Below are 15405 nucleotides of genomic sequence, written 5' to 3' on the forward strand. Positions count from 1 at the left end.
GTGGTAAAGAATGAGCTCTTTAGATGATGTATTACATTTTAAAAATGAACAAAGCAGGACTATTTCTGCCGAAAATAAGACAGGGGCTCCTGGAAAGGCAGCAATGGCAACCGGCAAGCTAGGACCACAAAGAAAAGGAAGTGCTGATATTTCACTTGAACAGGGAGAAACAGTAACATTAGCTGACATTATTGGGCCAGGAGAAATTCGCCATATGTGGTTTACAGTTACAGACAAGACAACTAAGGGAAGTTTTGTTTTGAGGGATTTAGTGTTGAGAATTTACTGGGACAATGAGCAAAATCCTTCTGTAGAAGTCCCATTGGGTGACTTCTTCTGTAATGGTTTTGGAACTAGATGTATAGTTAATTCTATACCAATTGTTGTAAATCCCTTTGGTGGCATGAATTCTTACTTTAAAATGCCCTTTAACAAACATGCAAAAATTACTATTACAAATGAACACCCTGGATTTCTTAAACACTTTTTCTATACTATAAATTATGTTAAAAAAGCCAAAACTGAAGATTTGTTGTATTTTCATGCGCTTTGGAACCGCGAAAATCCAGTAAAAATAGGACAAGATTATACTTTACTTGATGGAGTAAAGGGCAAAGGCTATTACGTGGGCACATATATGGCTCTTTGTGCTTTACAAAGATATTGGTGGGGTGAAGGTGAATTTAAATTTTATATTGATGAAGATAATCAATATCCTACTGTAACTTCAACTGGGGCAGAAGATTATTTTGGTGGTGCTTGGGCTTTTCAAAAACAGGAATATGGTCATTTGCCAGAAACTCATACATTTTCAACTGCCTATCAAGGTTATCCGTTTCACGAAACTCAAGACCATTCGCGGGATATGTTTAGTGCAGGAAAACCAGATCCTAATTCTGTTCATGCTTGTGGTAATGATGGCTTACCAGAACATGGGTTGTACCGATGGCATTTGCCTGATCCAATAGCTTTTACTAAAAAATTAAAAGTTACTTTTCAAGATATAGGTAATGATGATATTGGTCTGTTTGAACGTTCAGATGATATTGCAACAGTAGCTTATTGGTATCAAACTGAGCCTCATCAACCATTTCAACGCTTTTTATTGAGAAATGAACGTTTGCCAAGATAGATAAAAAGGATAGTGAATTGATTTCTAGATTTGGTTATCTTTTTTAATTCTATTTTAAATTTATTAATTATTATATATGATTTATATATTAATTTAAATTAATGAAACAAATACTGTAAATATAAGCCATAAAAAACCAAACTTGTTTAAGTTTGGTTTTTAAAATATCAGCTGCTTTAGTTATTATTCACAGCAATAAAATTCTGATATGCTTCATTTTCTGAAGTAGTTGTAATCTTAAAATTATTAAAATCGGGCTGCTTCTGGTGCAAGTCATTTTCTGCAACGTCAATATAATGTGTAACTGTCGCATTTCCAATTAATTCAATCCAATAGCTATTGGCGTTGCGATGTACTTTTGTTTGGACAAATCCTCCGGGATTTGAAACAGTCAGCAATTTATCAAACAGATCCTGTGACTTGTTATTCAAAGCGTAAATTAAGCTTGCTGCAGACATGCCAGTACCACAAGCATTGGTAAAACCTACACCGCGCTCAAAAGTGCGGACGAAAAGGTGGTCAGAACTCAGAACCTGAGCAAAACTGACGTTTACTCCGTCTGGAAAATAAGGATTTTTCTGATTTAATTTTGTTCCTAAATTTGCTAACAAGTCACTTTTTAAAACATCATCTGAAACTAAACTAATCAAATGAGGATTGGGAACAGCAACTGCTGAAAAGGTTAACTTGGGGGCAAATTCAGGTACTACTTGGTTTAGTAGTTCAGAGCAACCTAAGTTAGTAAAAGGAAGATCTGCAGCTGCAAAACTAACCGGACTGATTTCGACACTAACTGCTTTAACGTTTTGAGCCCAGTCTGGCTGACAACTGACACGCAAATCGCTTTGCATTGTTTCGACTTTGAAAGATTGCTTGTGGTATTTTTGCGCTAGATAGCGGCCCACAGTCCGTAAGCCATTGCCGCACATGGAAGCAAAAGAACCGTCAGCATTAATGACCTGCATTTTACCTAAAACTTGTGGGTGCTGCGAATTGTTGACCACTAACAGGCCATCAGCCCCGTTTAATAATCCAGTGTCAGAGCTAGTTATTTGTTGGGCCAAATTAACTAATTCATTTTTAGTTAAAGGAGTTTGCAATTGCGTTTGATCTAGTAGAAAAAATTTATTCTGTGAACCGTGAACTTTTTGTAGTTGTACCATAAAATTGCTCCTTAAATTAATTAAAAAACTTATAATATATTTCTTTAACGGCAGCTGCTGCGTCCGCTTTTTTAGTACCCAGCATGATTGAGATTCGTGAAGCACCTTGGTTAATCATATGAATTGCAATATGCTTTTGTGCCAGAGGCAGCGTGATATTCTTCATTACCCCAATTTTGTTTTTCATTCCTTCTCCTACAACCATGATAATGGCGTAGTCATCAATCCATTCTAATTGGTCAGGTTTAAGTGTCTGTTGAATTTCAAGACACATTTGCTGGCGAATTTGCTCGTTAAATTGGCGTTTGTCAAAAATCACAGTTAAATCATCAATTCCTGAAGGCATGTGCTCATAAGATATATTAAATTTATAAAAAATTTGTAGTAATTTAAGAGTAAAACCAACCTGTTTATTTAGCAAGTACTTATGTAAATATAGTGCTGCAAAATGACCAGAACTAGCTACTCCTGTAATTGTACTTTGAGGCTGAAAGTTATTTTCAGGTACGATCATTGTTCCCGGTAAATCTGGGTGATTGGTATTTTTGACATTAATTGGTATTTGTCCTTCAATTGCAGGAATAATAGCTTCATCGTGAAAAACTGAAAAGCCCGCATATGACAGTTCCCGCAACTCGCGGTATGTCATAATATTAACAGCGTTGGGATGCGTAACTATTCTAGGATCAGCAGCGTAAATAGCATCGACATCAGTGAAGTTTTCATACAGGTCAGCCTCAAGTCCCCGTGCCCAAATTGCTCCGGTAATATCAGAACCACCACGAGAAAAAGTAGCAATTAAACCGTCTTGAGTAACACCATAAAAGCCAGGAACAATTAATAAGTCTGAAGTTTGAGTCCACTTCTGCAAATTGCTGTAAGTTTCCGGCAAAACCTGGGTGTCATTAGGGTTGTCAGTCACAATAAAACCAGATTCTTTAGGGTCGAGAAAACGAGCTGGTATATGACGACTTTGTAAAATTAAAGTCAAAAGCTGAGCATTTAGTTTTTCCCCATGCGCTTTAAAGCCTGCCATTAAAAAATCTTTACTTGGATAAGAAACTTGAGGTAGATTATGTAATTCTTGCAATAAAGGCTTTAATAATTGTTCGGGTATTTTAAAATAAGCGGCAATGTCATGATACCTGGACCAAATTGTTGTAACAGTTTCACTATAATTTTGTTTATTAATTGTTTCCTGGGCATATTTTATTAATAAATCTGTTACTTTAGTGTCATTTTTATATCTTTTTCCTGGCGCTGAGGTAACTATGATTTTACGAGCCGGGTCAGCATTAATAATTTTTAAAACTTTTTGAAATTGTTCTCCGTCAGCTAGAGAACTACCACCAAATTTTACAACTTTCATGTTAATACCTTTCACAATTAAATTTAATTTAAGTAATTAGTATTGGATTTTAACATTAAAATTTTAATCTTCAACCGAAAAAGAAAGTTGCTAATTAATAACGCTATTATTTCTCTTAAGAAAACTGTCGTAAAAATGCTGGCGATAAATGCCGAATATAATAGCCTTTGTTGCAATTTTGAAACAATTAATTGCAAAAAATAATTTTGAGGATTTGAAAGTTAAAAAATATTTACCGGCAAAAATGGTTGACAATCATATTAATTAATAATAATATTTTAATAAATCGAAGAGGTTGCAACCAACAAAAGTAGCTGATGGAGTTTCTGCAAAAACTAAGAAACCAGTCAAAGGGGCGGTTGCCGAAGCGTTAATTATTGCGGTAATTAATTAGCTGGGACGTAATCTAACAGGTTACGGACTGTCGCAATTTTATATTCGCGGAGCGCTATCGACAAAATTGATACCAGATAATAACTTGAAGGACTCTTTTGTTAGGCACAACAAAAGAGCCTTTTTTATTTAACAAAAGGGAGAGACTTAAATGGCTGCTAATGATTATTACCAGACTAACGCTCAAGGTCACTTGGCAATTGGTGGAGTAGATGCATTGAAACTGGCAAAAGAATTTGGTACTCCATTAGTTGTTTATGACGTACAAAAAATCAAACAGCAATTTCAGGCTTTCCAAAAGGCATTCGCAGAAGAAAGTGTAAATTATGCAATTAGTTATGCCAGTAAGGCTTTTGCTACAATTGCGATTTATCAGGTAATTAATGAACTGGGTGGACACGTTGATGTTGTTTCGGGCGGAGAATTGTACACAGCTCTAGAAGCAGGATTTCCGGCAGAAAAAATCAGTTTTCATGGTAATAATAAGACCGCAGATGAGCTATTAATGGCCGTCCAAAACCATGTCGGTGTCATTGTTTTGGATAATTTTTATGAAATTAAGTTGCTGACGCAAATTTTGCAAAAAACAAATGCTCAAGTGCAAGTAATGCTGAGGCTAACTCCAGGAGTCTCAGCTCATACTCACGAGTATGATCAAACTGGTCAAGAGGACAGTAAATTTGGTTTTGATATTAGATCAGGCCAAGCCGAGCAGGCATTTTTAGAGGTAAAAGCTAATAAACAGATGGACTTGATCGGCCTCCATGCTCATATCGGTTCACAAATTTTGGAAACAGCTGGTTTTAAGCTGGAAGTTGAAAAACTTATGCAACTGGTCAATAACTGGAAACAAAAATATGATTACCAGCCTCAAGTCTTAAATTTAGGTGGCGGGTTTGGCATTAGATATACCAAACAGGACAAAGTTTTGACTGCGCAAGCTTTTATCAGCCAAATAGTGCAGACAGTCAAAAAATGCATACAAGAAAGTCACTTAAAAATGCCGGCTATCTGGATAGAACCGGGTCGTTCAATTGTAGGGGAGGCTGGTTATAGCTTATATACAGTTGGTGCACGCAAAGAAGTACCGGGACTATTGCCTTACGTTACAGTAGATGGTGGTATGGGAGATAATATCAGACCGGCACTTTATCAAGCACAATATGAGGCATTATTAGCAGAAAATCCTCATGCAGAGCCTGAAGAAACTGTCAGACTGGCAGGGCGCTATTGTGAATCAGGCGATATTCTTATTAACGAAATGTCACTGCCTCAAAGTAAACCAGGTGATGTAATTGCAGTTCTGGCTACTGGGGCCTATGGCTATAGTATGGCTTCAAATTATAACCGTGTTCCACGTCCAGCCGTTGTATTTGCAGAAAATGGTCAAGCACAAGTAGTAGTTACACGTGAAACTTATGCGGATCTAATCAGCCATGATCGCTTTTATCAAACGAAAGGATAATTAATAAATATGAAAAAAATGTCGGCTGCTGAAATCATTGATTTCATTGCTAATTCAACCAAAAAAACACCAGTTAAAGTATATGTCAAAGGTGAGATGGCTAAACTGGACTGGCCTGAAGATTGCAAAATTTTTAATGAAACTCACACCGGTGTCGTTTTTGGAGATTGGCAAGTATTGAAACCCTTTTTAGAAAAAAACGCAGAAAAGATAACATATTATCAAGTGGAAAATGTCAGTCGTAATTCTGCTATTCCCTTATTAGATCTAAAAAACGTCTCAGCCAGAATTGAACCTGGTGCGCTTATCCGTGAAAACGTTGAGATAGGGAAAAATGCTGTAATCATGATGGGTGCAGTCATTAATATTGGTGCGGAAATTGGTGAAAATGCCATGATTGATATGAATGCTGTTTTGGGCGGTAGAGCAATCATTGGTGCTAACAGTCATGTTGGAGCGGGTGCCGTAATTGCCGGAGTTGTCGAACCGGCTTCAGCACAACCTGTGAAAATTGGCAAAAACGTTTTGATTGGTGCTAACGCCGTGGTTTTAGAAGGAGTCCAAGTTGGCGACCATGCAGTGGTAGCAGCAGGTGCTGTAGTAACTAAAGATGTCCCAGCAAATAGTGTCGTAGCCGGAGTGCCGGCAAAAGTTGTTAAAATGCGTGATCAAAAAACTGCCTCTAAGACAGGAATTGAACAGGGATTAAGAAAGCTGTGAATTAATTAATGTTAACTTCTGAGCAACTCGTTAAAATTCGCCGAGATTTACACCAAATCCCTGAATTAGCCTTGCATGAACACCAAACACAAAAATATTTATTACAGATTATTGGCAATTTTACTCAAAAATATATTGAAGTTCGCACCTGCCCTGATCTGCCCACAGCAATATTGGTCAGAGTTCAGGGAAGTAAACCGCAAAAAACAATCGGTTATCGAGCAGATATTGATGGCTTACCTATTGAAGAAAAAACGTCTTTGCCGTTTGCCTCCCAAACTCAAGGTCAAATGCATGCCTGTGGTCACGATATTCACATGACAGTGGCACTGGGAATTTTGGATTATTTTTGTGAACATCAGCCACAGGATAATTTGCTTTTCTTTTTTCAACCAGCTGAAGAAAGTGAAAGTGGCGGTAAAAAAGCCTATGAGGCTGGAATCTTTACTGGCAAATGGCGTCCAGACGAGTTTTTTGCCTTGCACGTTACTCCTGACTTACTTACTGGCACAATTGGCTGCCGTTTAGGAACATTATTTGCGGGAACAACTGAAATCAATATTGATTTATATGGTAAAGATGGGCATGCCGCATATCCACAACAAGCCAATGATATGGTAGTAGCTGCTTCTTCTTTAATAGAACAAATTCAGACAATTGTCTCACGTAGTATTGATCCCATTGCAAGCGGAGTTATTACAATAGGAAAGGTCAGGGCCGGAACAGTTAGAAATGCTATTGCAGGTCATGCTCATCTAGAAGGGACTATTCGCGGACTAACCCAAAAAATGATTGAAAGAATAGATCAGCGCCTGCAGGATGTGACTCAAGGAATAGCACAAAGTTTTAATGCTAAGGTTGATTTGCAGCTTAATCAGGGTGGCTATTGGCCAGTTGAAAATGACCCCCAAATTACAGCAGAATTCATTAATTATATGAAGAAAAATCCTCAAATTGATTACCAAGAGATGCAACCGGCTATGACAGGGGAAGATTTTGGCTACTTACTGGCACAAATTCCCGGTACCATGTTCTGGCTGGGTGTGAACGATAATTCTCAACTCCATTCTGCAACATTTAACCCACACGAAGAAGCAATAGTAACAGGAATTAAAGCAATGGTAGGTTTTTTACTGAGTCATATGTAGCTCAAAAGGAGAAAAAACATGACTAATTTTGATAAAGCAGATTTATTGACCGCGATAATTACGCCCTTTAATAAAGAAGGTAAAGTTGATTATCTCGGACTGAAAGAATTGACAGAACATTTAATTAATACCGGCAGCAATGGTTTTGTGATTGGTGGCACCACTGGGGAAACAGCAACAATGACCCATGACGAAAAAATAGAACTATATACTAAATTTGCTCAAATAATTGCGGGACGAGTCCCCGTAATTGCGGGCACGGGCAGTAATAATACTGCACAGACAGTTGCATTTACCCAAGAAGTGGGACAAATTCCTGGCATTGATATGGCTTTGGTAGTAGCGCCTTACTATAACAAGCCTAATCAAAGAGGCATTATAGCCCACTTTGAAAAAGTAGCAGAAAATTCTCCCGTACCAGTTATTATTTATAACATTCCAGGTCGAACAGGAATTAAGATTAGTAAAGAAACTTTGGTTAGTCTGTCGCATAATCCTAAAATTGCTGGTGTTAAGCAATGTGCGGAGTTAGAAGACTTAGAATATATTGTTGAACACGCAGCAAGTGACTTTTTAGTGTATACAGGCGAAGACTTGCAATCTTTAACTGCTAAAGTTTTAGGTGCAAAAGGAGTGATTTCGGTAGCTTCACATGTTTATGGTTCGGCCATGCGTGAAATGTATGATGATTTAGATCAGGGTAAAGTAGCTGCAGCAGGGAAATTACAAAGACGACTAATGCCGAAGATGCAAGCCTTATTCATGTATCCTTCACCATCTCCAGTTAAAGCTGTCTTAAATGCACAAGGCTTACCATCTGGTGGCTGTCGTCTGCCTATTATGGATTTAAATGAAGCAGAAAAAAGGCAATTAGCTGTTCATTTAGGTTTAGATGAATCAGCTTTATTGCATAAACTGCCGTTAGAACTAGGAGTATAATATGAAAAAAATTTTGGTAGCTGGGGCCACAGGATCTATGGGAAAACAAACAGTGCAATTAGTTAATAAATTAACTGATTGTCAATTAGTAGCTGTTTTAGCTCCAACGGCATCTAAAAGTTCAGAATTTGGAGCTTCAGTTAAATGCTTTGACAATTTGACTGCTGTCGATATTGATGCCGATATTTGGATTGATTTTACCACCCCACAAGCCGTTTATGAAAATACTAAATTTGCTTTGGAACACCATATGCACCCCATTGTTGGAACAAGTGGCTTAACCCCAGATCAAACAAAAAAGCTGCAAGCAATTGCACAAAAAGAAAAAATTGGTGGCATTATTGCTCCAAATTTTGGTTTGTCGGCTGTCTTATTAATGAAGTTTGCACAAGAAGCTGCCCGTTATTTTCCTGATGCAGAAGTAATTGAAATGCATCATGCTGATAAAAGGGATGCACCTAGTGCAACGGCAATAGCGACTGCAAAATTAATAGCAGCTAGTCGTAACCCAGAAAATTGCTCTCAATCTGCGAATGATTCTGCAGCTCGCGGTGCTGATTATGATGGTGTTCCTGTACATTCCGTTCGCTTACCAGGCTATGTAGCTCACGAACAAGTGCTTTTTGGCGGTTCCGGAGAAGCTTTAACTATCAGACAAGATTCATTTTCTCGTTCTTCATTTATGCAGGGCGTGAAAGTGGCCTTGAGTCGGGTAATGGATTTACCAGATTTAGTGGTCGGTTTAGACCAGATTTTATAATTTATAAGGAGAACAAAAATGCCACAATTAGCTACTGATTTAACTTCTATTATTCATACACCATTAGAAAAAATCCCTCCTTCTGGTATACGTGCTTTTGCCCAAAAAGTTGAGGATATTCCCGGCTTAATAAAACTGACTTTAGGAGAACCTGATTTAAATACACCCGAACATGTTAAAAAAGCAGCTGCTCAGAGCATTTTAGATAATGATTCACATTATTCTGCTCAAAAAGGAACACCCAGATTGCGTCAGGCTATTAGCAACTTTTTACAGCGCAAGCAGAGCTTAACTTATGATCCTGACAGCGAAATTGTAGTTACAGTGGGTGCAACTGAAGCTATAGCCGCAACAATGCTGGCTTTGTTTCAACCGGGGGATGAAATTATTGTACCTACTCCTTCTTATGCCCTTTATTTTCCATTAATTCAATACACTAAAGCTGAGTTGGTTGCTATTAATACAGCAGAAACAAATTTTGTGTTAACTCCCGAAGATTTGGAAAAGACACTGGATGAGCACCCTCATGCTAAAGCAATTTTACTGAATTATCCTACTAATCCAACTGGCAGGGAATGTCCCAGTTCTGTTTTAGAGCAAATAGCACCAATCATTAAAGAGCATCACCTTTATGTGGTTTCTGATGAAATATACAGTGAGCTGACTTATAACTTTAATCACGTATCGATTGCGCATTATTTACCCGATCGTACCCTACTAATTAATGGCTTATCCAAGTCTCATGCGATGACCGGTTACCGTTTGGGTTATGTAACTGGACCGGCCGATTTAATTAGCTTAATTGCAAAAATGCATGCATTCTTGGTTACAGCTCCATCAAATCCGGCACAAGCAGCAGCAGCTGAGGCCTTGGAAAATGGTGATCAGGATCCGGTAGAAGCACGACCAATTTATCAAAAACGGCGTGATTATATTGTTAGTGCATTAAATAATATGGGTTTAGAAACTCATGCCAGTGAGGGTGCATTTTACGTTTTTGCCAAAATACCGGCAAGTTATGGTAAGGATGATGAAGCCTTCGCACTGGATTTGGCCCATAAAGCCAAAGTTGGTGGCACTCCGGGTAATGCTTTTGGTCCTGGCGGAGAAGGCTACATTCGCTTTTCTTATGCTGCCAGTGACGAAAATCTACATACGGCTATGAGTCGAATTCAAAAGTTTTTAACAGAAAAGGGTGAAAATTGATGAGAGAGTATGTAGTTGCAATTTTGGGCGCTACAGGTGCAGTAGGTCAACGTTTAATTAGTGAGCTGGAAAAAGCAGCAATTCCAGTCAAGCAAGTTAAGTTGCTGGCTTCCAAGCATTCAGCAGGCAAGAAGTTACAATTCAAAGGGCAAGAAATTACAGTTGAAGAGGCACAACCTGAGGCATTCACTGGCGTTGACTTGGTTTTATCATCTGCTGGCGGTGCTGTTTCAAAAAAGTTGTTGCCTGAAGCTGTAAAAAGGGGGGCAGTATGTGTAGATAATACTAGTGCTTTCCGTATGAATGATGATGTTCCATTAATTGTTCCTGGAGTTAACGATGACCAATTAGTTAATCATCATGGCATTATTGCTAATCCTAATTGCTCGACCATTCAGATGGTAGCCGCGCTTTATCCGCTTCACGTTAAATGGGGTATTAAGCAAATTATTGTTTCAACTTACCAGGCTGTTTCTGGCGCTGGCAAAGCGGCCTGGGATGAACTGCTGCGACAAGCACAAGATAGGCTGAATAATCAACAAACTGAAGCCAAAATTTTGCCAACTGCGTCTGCTAAAAAGCATTACCCTATGGCGTTTAACCTATTGCCTCAGATTGATGTTTTTGAAGATGATGGCTATACGCACGAAGAATGGAAAATGATTCATGAAACTAAAAAAATTTTGTTTAATGATCAGGATTCAAAGCAAATAAAAGTCACTGCTACTTGTGTCCGTGTGCCAGTTGAGATTGGTCATGGTGAAACAGTTTATTTCACCTTAAAAGATCAGTCAGCGACTGCTGCCGAAATAAAGCAGGAAATTGAGCGGACTCCCGGGTTAGTTTTACAAGACGATCCGCAAAACCAAATTTATCCGCAACCACTTTTAGCAGCAGGCAAAAAAGAGACTTTTGTTGGCCGTATTCGTCCAGACCAGGAAAATCCTGGTGCGTTTAATATGTGGGTAGTTGCTGATAACTTATTAAGGGGTGCTGCCAGCAATACCGTGGAAATTGCAGAGTGTTTAGTCAGGGATAATCTGGTGCGTGTCCCTGATAAGTAATGTTTTTCTTAATAAATAAGCCAAACTTTGGACTGTACAATATTTAATATAAAAATTAACTCTTTTAAACTGATTTAATTCATTTTAAAAGAGTTTTTTGTTTAATGTTCGTAATGCTCTTGATTATACGCGTATGGTAATCTTAAGCACTTTCATAATCTAAAAAATACAAACTATTTACTGAGTATGTATAAATTTTATTCGTATTCGATGTTGACAGCAGATTAAAAATTAGATAACCTAATATACAAAGCGGAGGTAATATATGAATCGCAAAACAGCAGTATGGTTGTTAATTCCTGCATTCTTGGGAGTATTGGTATTCACTTTTTTCCCTTTAATTCAAATTGCAATACCAACATTCCAAAGTAAAAGTGGCTTCTTTTCACTTTACGCGCAATTTTTAAAAAGTTCTTTTAATTGGGCAGTCATTGGACGTAGTTTTCTAATAGCAATTGTAACGGTGATTGTTGTTTTGATCCTTGGAGTGCCTATTTCTATCTGGATAGGAAGACAAAAAACAGTAGTTAGACAAATACTAAATTTGCTAATCCTTTTTCCCATGTTAACCAATGCAGTTGTAAGAAACTTTGCCTGGATTATTATTTTGGGCCATGATGGAATCGTCAATAAAACTTTGCTGGCATTGCATCTAATTAAGTCACCGCTAAATATTCTTTACACTAATACCTCTATTATTATTGGTTCAGTTTACTTGTTTTTACCAATTATGATTAATTCATTAATTGGCAGCGTGGCTGAATTAAATGTGGAGATTGAAGAAGCTGCAGCCGTTCTTGGTTCCAGTCCTTGGCGAACATTATTTAAGGTGATCATTCCTCAATTAACTACTGGCATTTTAACTGGCTGCATTTTAGTGTTTGCCGGAACAATGACAGCCTATACTACCCCAGAAATTCTTGGTGGCAACCGCCATCTGGTAATGGCGACTTTGATTTATCAGCAAGCAATGACATTAGGCAATTGGCAAAATGCCAGCGTTATCTCACTAATTTTAATTGTTATTTCTGCTCTTTCAATGTGGCTCATGAGAAGACTTAGCCATCATTTAGATCGGAGGCCAATTAATGCTTGATCGTAAAAATAAAACTCTGACAGTGATTTCGATTATTATTTTGGCTTTAATCATGTTGCCATTGATTTTAGTCGTAATTACATCCTTTAATACGCAAAGTTCAATTTCATTACCAATTACCGGCTTTACCCTTTCTTGGTATAGCAATATTTTCCAACAGCCTGATTTTATTTCAGGTTTTGAATCAAGTCTAATTGTTGCTTTGATTGCAAGCATTTCGGCTTTAGTAATTGGTATTCCTGCTGTCTACGCTTTGACGCGCTACAACATTCATCATGCTGCTTGGTTTCAGTCGTTTTTCCTGAGTCCTACTTTAATTCCTGAAATTGTTATTGGGTTTGCACTCTATCAAGCTGCAGTCATTACTATGAGAATTCCGGTATTTATCGGCTTGATTGTCGGACATTTTCTGCTTTGTTTACCATATGTCATTCGCTTAATTACAGCCAGCATGCTGCTAATGGACAGTCATATCGAAGAAGCGGGTTGGATTTGTGGCTGTTCTCGTAAAAAAGGATTTTTTCTGATTGTTTTACCTAATATCAAAGCCAGTATCATTGCTGCGTTTATGATGTGCTTTATCAATTCCTTCAACAACATTCCGGTTTCTTTATTCATGAACGGACCTTCTCTTACCATGTTGCCGCCGGCAATTTTGAATTATTTGCAAAATAATTATGACCCTACTGTATCAGCAATTTCTGTGCTGTTAATGATCTTTACGGCACTAATGATGTTCTTGGTTGAAAAAGCAATTGGTATTAAAAATATTACAAAGTAGAGGAGTAGTGCAGTGGCAAATTTAGAAGTTCAAAATTTAGCAAAATCATACGATGGCAAAACTAAAGTTTTAAAAGATATATCTTTTGCTGTCAATAACGGAGAGCTGGTTTCAATTCTCGGTCCTTCTGGCTGTGGCAAAACAACAACACTTAGAATTATTGCCGGTTTAATTCCAGAAACTGCAGGACAAGTTTTAGTTAACGGTAAAGATATTACTAAAGTACCTGTTTATAAGAGAAATTTCGGGATGGTTTTTCAAAGTTACGCACTTTTTCCCCATATGAATGTTTTTGATAACGTTGCTTTTGGACTGAAAATGCGCAAGCTTGACAAAAGTGCCATCAAGAAAAGAGTGATTGATATGCTGGCAACTACCGGCTTAAGTCAACTATCTAAACAATTTCCAGCGCAGCTTTCTGGAGGGCAGCAACAAAGAGTTTCGTTAGCAAGGGCTCTGGTTACCAATCCAGAATTGTTATTAATGGATGAACCATTAAGCAATCTTGATGCAAAATTGCGGCTGAAGATGCGTGAAGAAATTCGTGACTTGCAGCAAAAACTTAAAATGACAGTACTGTTTGTAACACATGATCAGCAAGAATGTTTCGCAATTTCCGACAAGGTTTTAATTATGAAACAAGGACGCATTGATCAGTTTGATACGCCACAAAATATTTTTCATCATCCTCGGACAGAATATGTTGCCCGTTTTATTGGCTATGACAATTTTATTACTGTCACTGCTGCTAATCGTCAGGATGAGCATCATATCAAAGTAGGCGAAACAGTTTTAAATACGGTTGAACCAAATCAAGATGCAAAAGTGCTGACTATTCGTCCGGAAAACATCCACTTGAATTTAGCGGATGCTTCTGAAAATTCATTTACTGGTACTATCATGAGTCGTGAATATTTAGGACAAAGTTTTAAGTATGCCATTCATTCAGCTATAGGGGACTTTCAAGTTGAGGAAGCACGGCAAAAGATGCGCAGCTCAGGAGAAGAAGTAACGCTAACTCTTCCTGCTAAACATCTTCATCCGTTATCAGAATAATCATTCTTTAGAAAGGTTTTGTTATGAAATTTAAAAAAGCTTGTTTGTTAGCAGCTAGTTTTATCATTGCCGGCACAACTTTGGCAACTTCAGCTTGCTCGTCTAGTGCTGGCAGCGGTAAGCTGACGGTTTCTACTTTTGGCTTAGCAACTAAGCAGATGCGCTCGGACGTGCTTGATCCATATGCTAAGAAAAACAATGTTAAGGTGTCTACACAGTTTGGGGACAGTTCTACTCGCCTAACGCAGATTGAGCACAATTCTAATTCACCTGTAGATGTCATTGAATTGGCACAAAACAATGCAATTACAGGAGCCAAAAAGAAACTCTTTAAAAAATTGGATTTCTCCAAACTCAAGAACTTCAAGTATTTATCCGCTGACCAGCAAAAGCTGGCAAAAGACACTAATACTGTTCCGTATACTGTTAATAGTTTTGGCATTATTTATAATCCGAAAAAGGTACACATTAAAAGTTGGGATGACCTGTGGTCTAAGAACTTAAAGGGCAAGATTGCAATTCCTGATATTGTAACAACTTTTGGTCCCGCAATGCTTTATGTGGCAGGGGATCATGCTAAAGTCAGCGTAACCAAGGATGATGGCAAGGCTGCCTTCAAAGCGTTAAAACAGTTAAAGCCGAACGTTGTTAAAACATATTCTCAAAGTTCAGATTTAAGCAATATGTTTAAAACGGGAGAAATTACCGCAGCGGTTGTAGGTGATTTTTCAATCAGCATGCTGCAGGCCACTAATCCTAGTTTGAAGTATCTGGTACCAGCTTCAGGAACATATGCTAACTACGATAATATTGCAATCTTAAAAAACAGTAAGAATACTCAAGCGGCATATAAGTATATTGACTTTCGTATAAGTGAAGCTAACCAAAAGAAAGTTGCCAGTGCAAAATCTCTTAATAATGCACCGGTTAATTCACAAGTAAAATTGACTGCTGCTGAAGCTGCCAATAAAACATATGGTGCAATTGCACAAAGAGCAAAAACTATTGACTTTTATTACGTGAACAAGCAGATGCCTTCATGGATCAGTCAATGGAATAAAATTATGAACCAATAATTATCAAAAAAGAACTTGTCTTCATTAATAAGGCAAG

14 protein-coding genes and 1 riboswitch are annotated in these 15405 nt (G+C 37.8%); of the genes, 12 read left to right on the forward strand and 2 right to left on the reverse strand.

All coding sequences use genetic code 11. The features are described 5' to 3' along the window. Positions 1-10: 10 nt before the first annotated feature. Positions 11-1132 (forward strand): glycoside hydrolase family 172 protein, encoded by a 1122-nt coding sequence (locus AAA926_RS05225; protein ID WP_198180617.1) that lies wholly within the window; start codon positions 11-13, stop codon positions 1130-1132. Positions 1133-1308: 176 nt separating this feature from the next. Here AAA926_RS05225 and dapF read toward each other — a convergent pair whose 3' ends face one another. Beyond that, positions 1309-2295 carry a diaminopimelate epimerase gene (gene dapF / locus AAA926_RS05230; protein WP_338212007.1) on the reverse strand — a complete coding sequence of 329 codons (987 nt, stop codon included), beginning with the start codon at positions 2293-2295 and terminating at the stop codon, positions 1309-1311. 16 nt (positions 2296-2311) lie between these two features. Continuing rightward, entirely contained in the window at positions 2312-3664 is a 1353-nt protein-coding gene (locus tag AAA926_RS05235) for an aspartate kinase (RefSeq protein WP_338212008.1), read from the reverse strand. Between the two features lie 281 nt (positions 3665-3945). Then, positions 3946-4124, forward strand: a riboswitch (Lysine riboswitch). 84 nt (positions 4125-4208) lie between these two features. On the opposite strand from AAA926_RS05235, the gene lysA reads away from it, so the two are divergent. The 11 genes from lysA to AAA926_RS05290 all read left to right on the forward strand — a co-directional run bounded on the left by lysA (position 4209) and on the right by AAA926_RS05290 (position 15368). Continuing rightward, complete coding sequence (lysA, locus tag AAA926_RS05240) at positions 4209-5522, forward strand: diaminopimelate decarboxylase (protein WP_338212009.1); 1314 nt, start codon at positions 4209-4211, stop codon at positions 5520-5522. Between the two features lie 9 nt (positions 5523-5531). Then, on the forward strand, positions 5532-6242 hold the full coding sequence (dapD, locus tag AAA926_RS05245; RefSeq protein ID WP_034978410.1) for a 2,3,4,5-tetrahydropyridine-2,6-dicarboxylate N-acetyltransferase: 711 nt from the start codon (positions 5532-5534) through the stop codon (positions 6240-6242). 8 nt (positions 6243-6250) lie between these two features. Then, entirely contained in the window at positions 6251-7390 is a 1140-nt protein-coding gene (locus AAA926_RS05250) for an N-acetyldiaminopimelate deacetylase (RefSeq protein ID WP_338212010.1), read from the forward strand. A gap of 18 nt (positions 7391-7408) precedes the next feature. Beyond that, positions 7409-8329, forward strand: coding sequence for a 4-hydroxy-tetrahydrodipicolinate synthase (gene dapA / locus AAA926_RS05255; protein ID WP_338212011.1), 921 nt, complete (start codon positions 7409-7411; stop codon positions 8327-8329). Between the two features lies 1 nt (position 8330). After that, positions 8331-9089 carry a 4-hydroxy-tetrahydrodipicolinate reductase gene (gene dapB, locus AAA926_RS05260; protein WP_338212012.1) on the forward strand — a complete coding sequence of 253 codons (759 nt, stop codon included), beginning with the start codon at positions 8331-8333 and terminating at the stop codon, positions 9087-9089. An 18-nt stretch (positions 9090-9107) separates the two neighbouring features. Next, positions 9108-10295 (forward strand): aminotransferase class I/II-fold pyridoxal phosphate-dependent enzyme, encoded by a 1188-nt coding sequence (locus tag AAA926_RS05265; RefSeq protein WP_338212013.1) that lies wholly within the window; start codon positions 9108-9110, stop codon positions 10293-10295. Next, positions 10292-11359, forward strand: a complete 1068-nt coding sequence (locus AAA926_RS05270; protein ID WP_338212014.1) for an aspartate-semialdehyde dehydrogenase — start codon at positions 10292-10294, stop codon at positions 11357-11359. The genes AAA926_RS05265 and AAA926_RS05270 overlap by 4 nt, the downstream gene beginning before the upstream one ends. A gap of 265 nt (positions 11360-11624) precedes the next feature. Next, positions 11625-12455: an ABC transporter permease gene (locus AAA926_RS05275; RefSeq protein WP_034978378.1), complete on the forward strand. Its 831-nt coding sequence runs from the start codon at positions 11625-11627 to the stop codon at positions 12453-12455. Beyond that, a complete protein-coding gene (locus AAA926_RS05280) occupies positions 12448-13236 on the forward strand; it encodes an ABC transporter permease (RefSeq protein ID WP_034978376.1) in 789 nt (262 codons plus the stop codon). The genes AAA926_RS05275 and AAA926_RS05280 overlap by 8 nt, the downstream gene beginning before the upstream one ends. A 12-nt stretch (positions 13237-13248) precedes the next feature. Then, a complete protein-coding gene (locus tag AAA926_RS05285) occupies positions 13249-14292 on the forward strand; it encodes an ABC transporter ATP-binding protein (RefSeq protein WP_338212015.1) in 1044 nt (347 codons plus the stop codon). Between the two features lie 23 nt (positions 14293-14315). Beyond that, a complete protein-coding gene (locus tag AAA926_RS05290) occupies positions 14316-15368 on the forward strand; it encodes an extracellular solute-binding protein (RefSeq protein WP_338212017.1) in 1053 nt (350 codons plus the stop codon). Positions 15369-15405: the final 37 nt, after the last annotated feature.

Origin of the sequence: Lactobacillus juensis (assembly GCF_036246285.1) — a bacterium.
GTDB lineage: Bacteria > Bacillota > Bacilli > Lactobacillales > Lactobacillaceae > Lactobacillus > Lactobacillus juensis.

What these genes read in the sequence shown, in the direction of transcription:
- AAA926_RS05225 (WP_198180617.1), top strand. Translation starts at nt 11, where the DNA reads ATGAGCTCTTTAGATGATGTATTACATTTTAAAAATGAACAAAGCAGG.
- dapF (WP_338212007.1), bottom strand. Translation starts at nt 2,295, where the DNA reads ATGGTACAACTACAAAAAGTTCACGGTTCACAGAATAAATTTTTTCTA.
- AAA926_RS05235 (WP_338212008.1), bottom strand. Translation starts at nt 3,664, where the DNA reads ATGAAAGTTGTAAAATTTGGTGGTAGTTCTCTAGCTGACGGAGAACAA.
- lysA (WP_338212009.1), top strand. Translation starts at nt 4,209, where the DNA reads ATGGCTGCTAATGATTATTACCAGACTAACGCTCAAGGTCACTTGGCA.
- dapD (WP_034978410.1), top strand. Translation starts at nt 5,532, where the DNA reads ATGAAAAAAATGTCGGCTGCTGAAATCATTGATTTCATTGCTAATTCA.
- AAA926_RS05250 (WP_338212010.1), top strand. Translation starts at nt 6,251, where the DNA reads ATGTTAACTTCTGAGCAACTCGTTAAAATTCGCCGAGATTTACACCAA.
- dapA (WP_338212011.1), top strand. Translation starts at nt 7,409, where the DNA reads ATGACTAATTTTGATAAAGCAGATTTATTGACCGCGATAATTACGCCC.
- dapB (WP_338212012.1), top strand. Translation starts at nt 8,331, where the DNA reads ATGAAAAAAATTTTGGTAGCTGGGGCCACAGGATCTATGGGAAAACAA.
- AAA926_RS05265 (WP_338212013.1), top strand. Translation starts at nt 9,108, where the DNA reads ATGCCACAATTAGCTACTGATTTAACTTCTATTATTCATACACCATTA.
- AAA926_RS05275 (WP_034978378.1), top strand. Translation starts at nt 11,625, where the DNA reads ATGAATCGCAAAACAGCAGTATGGTTGTTAATTCCTGCATTCTTGGGA.
- AAA926_RS05280 (WP_034978376.1), top strand. Translation starts at nt 12,448, where the DNA reads ATGCTTGATCGTAAAAATAAAACTCTGACAGTGATTTCGATTATTATT.
- AAA926_RS05290 (WP_338212017.1), top strand. Translation starts at nt 14,316, where the DNA reads ATGAAATTTAAAAAAGCTTGTTTGTTAGCAGCTAGTTTTATCATTGCC.